Source organism: Draconibacterium halophilum, from assembly GCF_010448835.1.
GTDB lineage: Bacteria > Bacteroidota > Bacteroidia > Bacteroidales > Prolixibacteraceae > Draconibacterium > Draconibacterium halophilum.
The window spans coordinates 3,274,846-3,287,561 of the sequence record NZ_CP048409.1 but is presented as its reverse complement, the minus strand read 5'-3'; the positions used below and the strand labels follow the sequence as shown (position 1 = coordinate 3,287,561).

12 protein-coding genes are annotated in these 12,716 nt (G+C 40.0%); 10 read left to right on the top strand and 2 right to left on the bottom strand.

Features of this window, described 5'->3' with window-relative positions; genetic code table 11:
* Nucleotides 1-107 precede the first annotated feature (107 nt).
* Together G0Q07_RS13205 and malQ are read left to right on the top strand one after the other, a co-directional pair.
* On the top strand, nt 108-1,208 hold the full coding sequence (locus G0Q07_RS13205; protein WP_163346731.1) for a Gfo/Idh/MocA family protein: 1,101 nt from the start codon (nt 108-110) through the stop codon (nt 1,206-1,208).
* A complete protein-coding gene (gene malQ, locus G0Q07_RS13200; protein ID WP_163346729.1) occupies nt 1,198-2,676 on the top strand; it encodes a 4-alpha-glucanotransferase in 1,479 nt (492 codons plus the stop codon). Before G0Q07_RS13205 ends, malQ begins: the two co-directional genes overlap by 11 nt.
* Nucleotides 2,677-3,415: 739 nt before the next feature.
* Here malQ and G0Q07_RS13195 read toward each other — a convergent pair.
* Both G0Q07_RS13195 and G0Q07_RS13190 read right to left on the bottom strand, forming a co-directional pair.
* Nucleotides 3,416-4,219, bottom strand: coding sequence for an alpha/beta fold hydrolase (locus tag G0Q07_RS13195; protein WP_163346727.1), 804 nt, complete (start codon nt 4,217-4,219; stop codon nt 3,416-3,418).
* A 26-nt stretch (nt 4,220-4,245) separates the two neighbouring features.
* A complete protein-coding gene (locus G0Q07_RS13190) occupies nt 4,246-4,959 on the bottom strand; it encodes a pyridoxine 5'-phosphate synthase (RefSeq protein WP_163346725.1) in 714 nt (237 codons plus the stop codon).
* 69 nt (nt 4,960-5,028) lie between these two features.
* On the opposite strand from G0Q07_RS13190, the gene G0Q07_RS13185 reads away from it, so the two are divergent.
* The 8 genes from G0Q07_RS13185 to G0Q07_RS13150 all read left to right on the top strand — a co-directional run bounded on the left by G0Q07_RS13185 (nt 5,029) and on the right by G0Q07_RS13150 (nt 12,345).
* The gene (locus G0Q07_RS13185) at nt 5,029-5,538 is read left to right on the top strand and encodes a CBS domain-containing protein (RefSeq protein ID WP_163346723.1); all 510 of its coding nucleotides are present in this window, start codon (nt 5,029-5,031) and stop codon (nt 5,536-5,538) included.
* Nucleotides 5,535-5,690 carry a hypothetical protein gene (locus G0Q07_RS13180; protein WP_163346721.1) on the top strand — a complete coding sequence of 52 codons (156 nt, stop codon included), beginning with the start codon at nt 5,535-5,537 and terminating at the stop codon, nt 5,688-5,690. Before G0Q07_RS13185 ends, G0Q07_RS13180 begins: the two co-directional genes overlap by 4 nt.
* 13 nt (nt 5,691-5,703) lie before the next feature.
* Nucleotides 5,704-6,585 carry an NAD kinase gene (locus G0Q07_RS13175; RefSeq protein ID WP_246222901.1) on the top strand — a complete coding sequence of 294 codons (882 nt, stop codon included), beginning with the start codon at nt 5,704-5,706 and terminating at the stop codon, nt 6,583-6,585.
* Between the two features lie 314 nt (nt 6,586-6,899).
* Nucleotides 6,900-7,667, top strand: a complete 768-nt coding sequence (locus tag G0Q07_RS13170; protein WP_163346719.1) for a DUF6089 family protein — start codon at nt 6,900-6,902, stop codon at nt 7,665-7,667.
* A complete protein-coding gene (locus tag G0Q07_RS13165) occupies nt 7,667-8,410 on the top strand; it encodes an isoprenyl transferase (RefSeq protein ID WP_163346717.1) in 744 nt (247 codons plus the stop codon). Before G0Q07_RS13170 ends, G0Q07_RS13165 begins: the two co-directional genes overlap by 1 nt.
* 4 nt (nt 8,411-8,414) lie before the next feature.
* On the top strand, nt 8,415-11,129 hold the full coding sequence (gene bamA, locus G0Q07_RS13160; RefSeq protein ID WP_163346715.1) for an outer membrane protein assembly factor BamA: 2,715 nt from the start codon (nt 8,415-8,417) through the stop codon (nt 11,127-11,129).
* Between the two features lie 65 nt (nt 11,130-11,194).
* A complete protein-coding gene (locus G0Q07_RS13155; protein ID WP_163346712.1) occupies nt 11,195-11,707 on the top strand; it encodes an OmpH family outer membrane protein in 513 nt (170 codons plus the stop codon).
* Nucleotides 11,708-11,820: 113 nt separating this feature from the next.
* Complete coding sequence (locus G0Q07_RS13150; protein ID WP_163346710.1) at nt 11,821-12,345, top strand: OmpH family outer membrane protein; 525 nt, start codon at nt 11,821-11,823, stop codon at nt 12,343-12,345.
* Nucleotides 12,346-12,716: the final 371 nt, after the last annotated feature.

The window sequence follows — 12,716 nt, the reverse complement described above, 5'->3', positions numbered from 1 at the left end:
AAAAGGATGACATCTTTTTATTATGCTGATTCCCCATAACATGAAATAGAGAATTGCGCTCTTTTTATTTCAAAACATTATTTTTGACGAAACATAAGAAACAAACCATGCAAAAAATACACGTAGGTTTTATTGGAGCAGGCGGAATTGCCCGCTCGCATGTTTATGCCATTCAGGCCCTGAAGTTTTACTATAACGAAGTTCCGGAGATTGTTTTGGAGTCGGTGGCTTCGGCACGAAAGGAAAGCAGGGAAGCGTTTGCGCAAAAAATGGGTTTTGAGAAGGCGCAGTCTGTTGAGGATTTAGCAAAGAACTCAACTATTGAAGCGGTATTTATTTTAGGTCCGAACAAAGTGCATTTCAAGCATTTTAAACTGGCACTGCAAATGCCCAATGTAAAATACATTTACCTTGAAAAACCGGTTTGTTCCTCGCTGGTGGAGGAAGAAAAAATGAGGGAACTATTGCAATCTGCCGGAAATAAAGTTCGCATTCAGGTTGGTTTTCAATACTTGCAAACTTCATCGGTTCGCGAAGGATTAAAATTTTGGCGCTCAGGAAAAATAGGGAAGCCTATTCATTTTGATCTGAAATATTACCACGGCGACTACCTACAGGAAAGTTACCGTAAAAAACGTGTTACTCGTTTAACGCCTGCACCTGATGGTGGAGCAATGGCCGATTTAGGATCGCATGGAATCAGCCTTTTGATGGCCTTTATGGGAGAGGATTTGAAAATTACCAGCGGATTACAGGCCGGAGATTTTGAGGGTGTTCCGGCCGGATCAGACTTGTTTAGTTCGCTGTCGTTGATTGAGCCAAAAACCGGTGCAGTTGGAAACATGTCGGCCAGTAGAATTAGTTCAGGTTCCGGTGATTTGGTTTCGTTGGAAATTTATGCCGAAAATGGTGCTTTTCGTTATTCTTCAGAAAACCCGGAGTTTTTTGAATATTACATGGAGGGATCAGATCAGTGGGTAAAACAGGTGGTTGGCAGCAACTATAAACCTGTTACCAGTTTTCCATCGGGGCATGTGCCGCCGGGTTGGTTGCGCTCTATGGTACATGCGCATTACCAGTTTTTTACCGGCGATGATTCGGAAGCGGTGATTGCTGATTTGAAACACGGTTTGGCGGTGCAACGTATTGTTCGTGAAACGGCGGATCATTTAAAACAATTCAGAGAAAATTTTAAGAATGACAAATAGAAAAAGTGGAATTTTACTACATATAACTTCGCTGCCGGGGCAGGAAGGTGTTGGAACATTGGGAAAAGAGGCGTATGATTTTGTTGATTTTCTTGAGGAGAATGGTCAGAAACTCTGGCAGATTCTTCCGTTGGGCCCCGTTGGTGCAGGAAATTCGCCTTACCAGTGTTACTCGGCTTTTGCCGGAAACCCAATGTTGATCGATCTCGAGCTGCTTCTGGAAGAAGACCTGCTAAAACGAGATGACTTAAACGCTATGCCACGCTTCAAAAAAACGAAAGTGGAATTTGGTAAAGTTTCAACGTGGAAAAATTCGTTGTTACAAAAAGCTTTTGCGCAGTTTCATGAGAATAAATTCGATCAATTTCGCGCTGAATATTCCCATTTTTTAGGTGAACATGATTGGTGGCTAAATGACTATGCTTTGTTTATTTCCGTACGCGAATATTTTGGTGGATTACACTGGAGTGAGTGGGATCGTGGAATAAAGTTTCGTGAACCAACTACGATGAGAGCTATTTCCGAAAGACTGGAACAGCAGATTGCTTTTGAGAAATTTGTTCAGTTTCTGTTTTTCAGACAGTGGCATCGGTTAAAGAGTTATGCCAACGACAAAGGAATTGATATTGTTGGCGATGTGCCGCTTTACGTGTCGGGCGACAGTTGTGATGTTTGGACGAATTCTGATATATTTCTTTTGGACAATGATTTAAATCCAACAGAAGTGGGAGGGGTGCCACCTGACTATTTTTCAGAAACAGGACAGTTGTGGGGTAATCCGGTCTTCGATTGGCAGCGATTGAAAGAACGTAACTACGACTGGTGGATGGCGCGTCTGCATTTTAACCTGAACATGTTTGATCTGGTACGAATAGATCATTTTCGTGGACTGGAATCGTTTTGGGCAGTTCCGGCTGATGAGGAAACAGCTATTAACGGCAAATGGGTGCCCGCACACGGTTATGAAATGCTGAGTTTGATAAAAAGCCAGATTGGTATTTTGCCATTTATTGCCGAAGATTTGGGAATTATCACCACTGAAGTTGATCATTTGCGCGAACGCTTTAATCTGCCGGGAATGAAAGTACTGCAGTTTGCATTTGCTACTGATGCTGCCAATAAAGATCTGCCACACCATTACGAACGGAATTATGTGGTTTACGCAGGCACACATGATAACAATACAACTTTAGGTTGGTTAAAAACTGCTGCCAAGGAGGAAAAGAAACAGCTGGGGAAGTACATATCAAGCGAGAATCCGACCCGGCAACTTATGGAAATGGCTTCTGCCTCGGTAGCCGATACAGTCATTTTAACCATGCAGGATGTGTTGGAATTGGATGAAAAATCGCGAATGAATACACCGGGAACGCCAACCGGAAATTGGGAGTGGCGTTTTCAGTGGAAACAATTGAAAGCGGGGCAGAAGAAGTTTTTGAAGGAAACGACTGAGAAGTATAATCGGTAATTAAGGCAAAAGTAGAAAGTTGAGGAGGGCTTTGCCTGACGAAATCCCGACCGTAGCGTCGGGAGCAGAAGTGAATGAGTAATTGAGGGAATGAGTTGGCGAATAGCAATAGGCAATAAGCTCCATAGGGGCGAAATCATTAGCCCGGTGCGTAAGTGCCGGGATTTGAATTACCATTTATCAGTTCAACAATTTTGTGCCTTACGGGAAAGATATCCGCTCAAAATGCTTTGAATACCAGGCCCACGTGATCAAAGCCCATACAAAAATACCTTTGATACCATCAACTAAATTGTGGGGATGAAGGAAAATATGTTTGAAACCAATTTGTGTCATCTGGTGGCGATAAAAAACGTGTTTGAAAGGTTCCCCAGCTCCTGAGCATGCAAAAAAATACGTTCGAAACCGACTTCTGTTAGCTGGAGAAGTAAAAAATACGTTTGAAAGCTTCCCTAGCTGCTGGAGACGAAAAAAAACGCGTTTTAAACCAACTTTTGGCACCTGTGGTAATCTTAAAATCAGCGAGTTAATGATTTTGTGTTGTTTTGTCTTGTATCTGTGTGCCGCATTTGGTGCAACATTGGTGAAATAGTAGCTAGAATTACCTTGTGGTTATCTGGCGAGCATCTGGAATTGAAGTTTTCAGTAGGTTAAAACAGTAAACAACTTAACAATTTCTCAATTCAATAATTTCTCAATCTCATTCAATCTTAAATTCAATCTTATTCAATCTTGTGTGTCAACAACACAGCATCACTGCTTCCATAAATTTTTGTGGTTGTTCAGCGTGCAGCCAGTGTCCGGCTTCCGGAATGTCAACAATTCGGGCTTCCGGATAAATCTCTTTAATCAGGTCTTTGTCTTCGTCCTGAATGTATTTTGACAGTAATCCACGAATAAAAATTACGGGGTAGGCTGTTATCGGAATTCGATCGTCGAGCCATTTTATATTTACGCCACTAACGATTTCTTCCAGATGATCATAAAGCACTCCGGCATTTAACTGCCATTGAAACTGTTTTGTTTTCTTATTCTTCCCGACGTTTTTTAGCAAAAACATTCTGATGCGTTCATTGTCGATCTTCTCTGCCAGAAAATCATCCACATCGGAGCGTGATTTTACCATCGAAAAATCAACATCCTGCATCGCCAGCAAAATATTTTGGTGCAGGTAAAACTGGCTGTCATCTTTTAATTGCAGGTAGTCTTTTGGTGCGATATCAGCAATAACGAGTTTCTCTACTTTCTCCGGGAAATCGGCGGCAAACCACATGGCCACTTTTCCCCCCATACTGTGCCCAAGAATCGTTGCTTTTTCAATGTTGTGCCTTTCAAAGAAGGCTGCTAAATCATCGCGCATATCGTTGTAGGTATGCGATTCTGCAAACCCCGATCGCCCGTGGTTTCTTTGATCGATTAGGTAAACGGTATATTTTTCGGCAAGTCGCTTGGAGATATTCATCCAGTTATCCGACGATCCGTAAAGTCCGTGTATTATTACCAGTGGTGCTCCGCTGCCTGTTTTTCTGTAATATAAATCCATAGTGTGTTAATTGCTGTGCTTCTGGTTTATTTCAGGCAGTCGAGGTATTTTTTTATGGTGGTTTCAAGCCCCATATATAGCGCATCAGCAATCAATGCATGCCCAATGGAGACTTCTTCCAGGTTTGGAATTCTATGATACATGTAATTCAGGTTGTCGAGACTTAAATCGTGCCCGGCATTAACACCAATGCCCAGCTTTTCGGCAATCTTAGCAGCCGTAACAAATGGTTCAATTGCATTTGCCCGGTCGATGGAGTAGAAAGAAGCATAAGGCTCGGTATATAATTCAATTCTGTCGGTTTTGATTTCGGCTGCGCCTTCAACCGCTTTTTCATCCGGATCAACAAAAATAGAGGTACGAATACCGGCTTCCTGCAAACGGGCAATCACATCTTTCAGAAAACCAAGATGTTTCCAGGTGTCCCAGCCATGATCGCTGGTTAACTGAGCTTCCGTATCGGGAACCAAAGTAACCTGATCGGCCTGCACTTCAATAACCATTTTTAAGAAATCTTCGCTGGGGTAACCTTCAATGTTAAATTCGGTGGTTATCAGCGGCTTGATTTCATAAACGTCTTTACGTGTAATATGTCGTTCGTCGGGGCGTGGATGGATAGTAATTCCTTGAGCTCCAAATTCTTGACATTTAATTGTTGCCTCTTTAACACTAGGCTCTTTCCCTCCGCGTGAGTTTCGCAGTGTTGCAATTTTATTTATATTTACACTAAGTCTGGTCATAACTAAAAATTTAAAAACGCAAGTTACTATTTTCAGGCTGAACGATTAACATTAAACAGTAAAGATTTGTTGGCAGAAAAACTAATATCAGAGGTAATTCCATCGGTAAGCAGTTCGGAAACCGGCCGTAAGGCACTGAGTCATATGGACGTTTATCGGGTTTCGCATATTCCGGTGGTTGACGATACCAAGTACATGGGGCTTGTTTCTGATAAATTGATTTACGATCTGAATTTGGTAGACGCCCCGATTTCATCTGCATTAGACAAACTAAACACCACACATGCCCATCGCGATCAGCATATTTTCGAACTGGCAATTGTAATGTATAAGCTAAAAATTAGTGTTTTGCCGGTGCTTAGCGAAGATCATTATTACCTGGGAGCAATTACTTTGTACGATTTAGCACGGCGGTTCGCAAACCTGTTTTCGTTACAGGAAATTGGGGGTGTTTTGGTTATTGAGATGAATGTTAGCGATTACTCTGTTTCGCAGATCAGCCAGATTGTGGAAAGTAACGATGTGAAAATACTTAGTTTTTTATTGATCGTAAACCCGGATCGAATGTTTTGGATGTGATATTAAAATTGGATTCCGAAGAATTGTCCGGAGTGATTCAGGCACTGATGCGCTACGATTATAATGTTAAAGCCATTTATCAGGATAGGTCGATGTTGAATGATCTTTACCAGGATCGCTTCGACCTGTTTATGAAATTTATGAATATTTAAACCCATTAGTATAGTGAAAGTTGCAGTATTTGGCACAATGGTTTCCGATGATTTTGTTCCTGTTCTGCAGGAATTTTTTAGTTTTCTGCGCTCAAAAAATATTGAAGTTCAATTGTATAAACCTTTCTATTCTCATCTGGTTGAAGAATTGAATAGCACAACCTATTATACCTCCTTCTTTCATTCTTATTCCGATTTTGATTCGGATAATGCATTCATCTTCAGTGTTGGTGGCGATGGTACATTTTTACAGTCGGTGTTAAGTATTCGGAATTTTGATATACCAATAATAGGACTGAACGGAGGTCGTTTGGGATTTTTGGCTGATATTTCGGAAGATCAGGTGAACTGCGCTCTAGAAAATATTTTTAGCAACAATTTTAAAGTTGTTGAGCGTTCGATGCTGGAAATTGAATTTTCGAACCAGGAAAACATCGACTTTAATTATGCGCTGAATGAAATGACGGTTCTGAAAACCGATAACTCATCGATGTTAAATGTTACCGCACGAATTAATGGTGAGTTTCTTAATAATTACTGGGCAGATGGTTTGATAATTTCTACGCCAACAGGATCAACAGCCTATTCGTTAAGTGTTGGAGGCCCAATTCTAACGCCAAATTCTGCCAATTTTGTAATAACACCACTTGCTCCACATAATTTAACAATACGCCCGATAGTAGTCCCTGATACCTGCGAAATTGAGCTGGAAGTGGAAGGGCGGGGAACCAACTATCTTACTTCGCTTGATTCGCGTTCGTTTGCGGTAGAGTTTTCAACAAAAATAAAAGTAAAAAAAGCAGGTTTTAAACTTAAAACGCTACAACTGCCCGAACAGCCATTTTTTTATACTTTACGAAGTAAGCTAATGTGGGGAATCGACCGTAGAAACTGAATTTCCTGAGGCTACTTAACAATTTTTAATCTTTGTTTCGGTTTTATAATAACAAAGGAGCATGTTATTTTTAGAATTATATTACTTTTGTAGCTTTTGAAAGCAAAAGATGAAACGTTTTTATACGTTTAAGTTCATTGATATTCAGTTTGTTATGAGGATGATTTTTGTTCACAGGTAAGTACATTTTACAGCTTTGTTTAGCTGAAAAAACAAGCGTGTGAAAACAAAATATCGTTTCGTTTCAAAATGAAGAAAATGATAAAAATAACATGTCTGAAACCATTGTTAAATAAACGAAATTGAATACCAAGATGAAGAAATTATTATTGGTGTTTGTTACAGTTTTACTAACTGTTTCAGTACATGCACAAAAAACAGCTGACATCGGAATCTGGGGAGGTACATTAACATCGGTTCATGGCGACATGGATGATGATGCCCCGTTTCAATCGTTCAATTTAAATTTTGGAGCTTATTTCAGGTATAATTTTAATGCCAGAGTTGGCATGCGTGCCATGTTTCTTACCGGTAAATTTGCCAGCGAAGGAACAGTAGAAAGTGCACCATGGGAATTTGATAAATCGGTTCAGGATTTATCCTTGCAGGCAGAAGTAAATTACCTGAGGTATATTTTAGGTAAAAAGAAAATTCGGTTTAGTCCGTACGTTACATTTGGGATTGGGGTAGCTTATTTTCCGTACACTTTTAAAGCATTGGAAATAGCAACATTTAATCCTGATCACCCGGAACTGGAATTCAATGCAGCAACAGGACAGCTCATTGTTACGGACTACGAAGAATCGGTAATGACACCTACCATTCCGTTTGGCATGGGTTTTAAATATACCATTGGCGATCGTTTGGGAGTAGGAGTAGAATACCAGATGCGCAAATATTTAAGCGATCAATTAGACGATTTGGATGATCCGTTGGCACATGAAAATGGGTTAGGCGAAACGATCACTTACAATGATGGTTCGCATAATAACGACTGGGCAGGATATTTGGGAGTACATCTTACGTATATGATTTTTATGGGCAAAAAGGCTTGTCCGGCCTACGATGCTAAAAATTGGTGATGAAAACAGTTAACAGATTAGATAGAAATAATATACCAAAGCATATTGCCATTATAATGGATGGTAATGGAAGGTGGGCCGCGAAACATGGCAAACCCCGCGTTATGGGACACGAAAACGGTGTTGAATCTGTTCGTTCCGTAGTTCAGGGAGCCGGTGAAATTGGCGTAAAATACCTTACTCTTTATGCATTTTCTACTGAAAACTGGGATCGGCCAAAAGAAGAAGTTGAGGCACTTATGGGGCTTTTGGTTCATGCTATTGAAGCCGAAACACAGGAGCTAAATAAAAAGAATGTAAGACTAAGTGTTATCGGTAGCCTTGATGTGATGCCCGAAAACGTACAGGCAAAACTCAATAGTTGTGTCGAGGTATTAAAAGAAAATACAGGTTTAAACCTGGTGCTCGCCTTAAGCTACAGCGGAAGGTGGGATGTTCTTAATGCAGTAAAACAACTGGCCAACGATATGGCCAAAAACAAGATTACACAAGAAAAAATAAATAACGAACTGTTCCAAAATTATTTGTCAACCTCAGAATTACCTGATCCGGAGCTGCTGATAAGAACCAGTGGCGAATATCGGATTAGTAATTTTTTGTTGTGGCAGATAGCTTACTCTGAATTGTATTTTACGAGCACATTATGGCCCGATTTTAGAAAAGACGATTTATTTGAAGCCATTATTGATTATCAGAACAGAGAAAGAAGATTTGGAAAAACAAGTGAACAGTTAACGAGCTAATTTTATGACTAGAATCAAAAGACCATTAGTCGCCTTTTTATTCCTTTTTGTAGTGTTTGTGCCACAGCTTTTTGCACAAGAAGCAGACAGTACAAACTTTTCGATCTATTATTCAAGCGCACGCAATTATACAATAGCAGATGTGCAGGTTTCGGGAATTCGCTATCTGGATAAGAATGTACTTATTCAGTTATCGGGTTTAAAAGTAGGTGACGAAATAATGGTGCCGGGAGATGCTATAACGCTGGCGATTAAGAAACTATGGCAGCAAGGCCTGTTTTCCGACGTGAAAATACAGGCAACCAAAATTGTTGGAAATCAAATTTGGTTAGATATTTATTTGCAGGAACGACCACGTTTGGGAGATGTGAATTTTTATGGTGTATCAAAATCAGAGAAAGATGATATAACCGAAAAGGTGCTACTCTTGCGGGGAAGCCAGATTACCGACCACCAGGTGAACAGTTCCGAACGTGTCATAAAGAATCTTTTTCATGGGAAGGGATATCTGAATACAGAGGTTAATATTGTTCAGCGTGATGATACCACGCAAAACAATAGTGTAATACTGGATATTTATGTGGATAAAAAAGAAAAAGTAAAAGTTAACAATATTGAGATTATTGGTAACGAAGCACTTTCGGATGTTACGCTTGAACGCGCAATGAAAAAGACAAACGAAAAATCGTTGCGTAATTTCTTTAAAACCAAAAAATTTCTTGAAGAAGAATACGAAAAAGATCAGGCTAACCTTATTGACAAGTATAACGAAAAAGGTTATCGTGATGCGATTATCGTAGATGATTCGGTTTACCAGGTAGAGGTAGGGCGAAAAAATAAACCACGGGTAAATATCGATATCGATCTTGAAGAAGGCGATAAATACTACTTCGGTGATATTCGATGGGTAGGTAACACCGTATTTCCTTCCGATTACCTCGATTTACGTTTAGGTATTAAAAAAGGAGATGTTTTTAACCAAAAGATATTGGATAAACGCCTTTTCGATAATGAAGAAGGTTTGAACAATGTTTATCTTGACAGAGGTTACTTGTTTTTTAACCTCGAACCTGTGGAGGTAAATATTGATGGAGATACCATTAATTACGAGATGCGTATTTTCGAGGGTAAACAGGCAACCATTAACGAAGTTCGTATTGTAGGTAATACAAAAACACACGAACACGTTGCCCGAAGGGAGTTACGCACATATCCCGGCGATCTTTTCAGTAAAACATTGCTGATGCGTTCGTACAGGGAATTAGCCCAGTTGGGGCATTTCGATCCTGAAGCTATTAATCCAGATGTTCAACCACACCCGGAAGAAGGTACAGTAGACATTGAATACCAGCTTCAGGAAAAAGCTAACGACCAGATTGAACTGTCTGGTGGTTGGGGAGCCGGTATGTTTGTTGGATCGGTAGGTCTCAAATTCGCCAACTTCTCGGTGCGAAATATTTTTAACAAAGAAGCATGGAGACCATTACCAACAGGAGATGGCCAAACGTTGAGTGTGCGTTATCAAACCAGTGGTAAGTACTATCGTACTGTTAGTTTGTCGTTTATTGAGCCGTGGTTAGGTGGTAAAAAACCTAATTCTTTCTCTGTATCGTTATCTCATTCACGTATTAATTACAGTGCCAATAGATATACTCAAAGTTATAGCCCGTATGGAAATAGTTATGGTTATTCTCCATATGGCTACGGCGGTGGCTATGGCGGCAGCAGTTATGGATATTCTCCTTACGGCGGCGGTTATTCTCCTTATGGTTATGGCTATGGCGGCGGTTATCCACAATACAACTATAACTACGATTCTGAAAATGAAAACGAAGATGAAGATCAGATTTGGGAAACTACCGCGCTGGCCTTGGGTTATGGATATCGTCTGTCGTGGCCTGATGATTACTTTACTGTTTATCACGAACTGTCGTTAGAGCACTACAACCTTAGAAACATGGGAAGTATGTTTTACTTCATGGCTGACGAAAACGGTCAGGTTAATGGTACTTTTAATAACCTGAGTTTTAAAACTGTTTTTGGTCGTAGTTCGGTTGATAACCCGTTGTATTCACGAAGAGGTTCGAATCTTTCGCTGGCATTAAAGGTAACACCACCATATTCGTGGTTTAGCGATAAGGATTATTCGGCCGCGAGTACTACAAATGAAGAGCGCTACAAATGGATAGAATACCACAAATGGTTATTTAAAGGACAGTGGTTTACACCGCTGACTAATCCGGGAGGAGAACATACATTGGTGTTGAAAACAGCATTGGAAATGGGTTTCCTTGGCTATTTCGATTCAGGTCGTAAATCACCGTTCGAAGGATTTATTGTTGGTGGTTCGGGTATGTCGGGATACAATATTTATGGTACTGATTATATTGCGTTGCGTGGTTATAAAGATTATAGTTTGAGTCCGAGAAACGGCTCGAACATGTATTCGAAATTTACTACCGAGGTGCGTTTCCCGATTACATTGAAACCGAGTGCTACAATTTACGCACTTGCTTTTCTTGAGGCAGGTAACGCCGGACTAAGTTTCCAGAACTACGTACCATTTAAATTGCACCGCTCTGCCGGTGTTGGAGTGCGTATCTTCCTGCCAATGTTTGGTTTAATGGGGATTGACTGGGGATACGGATTCGACGAAGTACCGGGTGTAGCAGATGCTGCAGGAAGCCAGTTTCACTTCGTAATCGGTCAACAGTTCTAATAAGAAATAAGGTTTGGCATAAAATATGATAGACAAAAACCAGTTTAACTAAAAAAGAATTTGCCATGAAGAAAATTATTTTAACGATTGCAGTAATATTTTCAGTAACATTATTTGCAAGTGCTCAGAAATATGCATTTATCGATTCGGAATACATTATGGAAAACATTCCGTCGTTTACTGCCGCACAGGAGCAACTGAATCAATTGTCATCGCAATACCAAAAAGAATTGGAATCGATGCATGCCGAGATTGAACAAATGTATCAGGATTTTCAGGCAGAAAGTGTTTTGCTTTCCGAAGATATGAAACGCAAACGCGAAGATGTGATTATTACAAAAGAAAAAGATTATAAAACTTTGCAACGTAAGTATTTTGGGCCAAGCGGCGACCTCTTCAAAAAGCGTCAGGGATTGATTAAACCTATTCAGGATGATATCTTTAATGCAGTTCAGGAAATAGCTACCGACGGAAGCTATGCCGTGATTTTTGATAAGGCCGGCGATGCTACTTTATTCTATACCAACCCACGTTACGATCTTAGCGATGAAGTGCTGAGAAAGCTGGGGTACAAATAGAAAGGAGTTAGGCTTTTTATATAGAATGATTCAACCTAATTCAGTTGTTCATTTTAATTATTTTTTGGTATTAAATACTATATTTGCAAGCAAAAATTAAGACCACATTGATTATGAGAAATTTAATGAAATTAATGGCAGTGCTAATGATCACTGTAGCATCATATACTGCTGCCAATGCACAAGCTTTAAAATTCGGCCACATCGACCTGCAGGCCCTGGTACAAGTAATGCCAGAGAGAACCGCTGCTGAAGCTGAGTTTAATACGTTTCAAGGTGAATTGGAAGAAATTCTTGGTGAAATGCAACAAGATTACCAGGCGAAATTAGCTGAATTTGAAGCGATGGGCGAAGCCGTATCTGATATAAAAAGAAATGCAAAAATTGCAGAAATTCAGGACGTACAGCAACGCATTCAGAATTACCAGGCAACTGCGCAACAGCAAGTACAGCAAAAACAAGCAGAGCTTTTATCTCCTGTTTTTGATAAAGCTGAAAAAGCAATTGAAGAGGTAGCAAAAGAGCAAGGTCTGATTTATGTTTTCGATGCAGGTCAGGGAAACAGAACTATCCTTTACAAATCAAACCAAAGTGTTGATGTTTTACCGTTGGTAAAAACGAAATTAGGTATTCAGTAAGAAACTTAATTGCTAAGATATTTAAGAGCCGCTTGTCGAAAGATAAGCGGCTTTTTTGTGCCCCCGTAGAAATCTATTCACATGCCGGTCTGTTCTTCTTTATTTTTATTGAAAAAATAACAAAAGCGTCAGATAATGCTTTTATCACCGGCGAAATGTAAGTCATCTCCAGTGATAACAGGAAGAATGTAAGTGATAACTGGTTTTTTTGAGTGATAACTCATTTCAGACGAGTGATAACTATCTGCCAATGAGTGATAACAGCTTTTTATGAGTGATAACTATCAGCAGAGCAGTGATAGGAGCTATATACTGAGTGATAAACTCTAATCATCATACGATCTGTTAAAAACCGGGTGAGCGTATTCTGC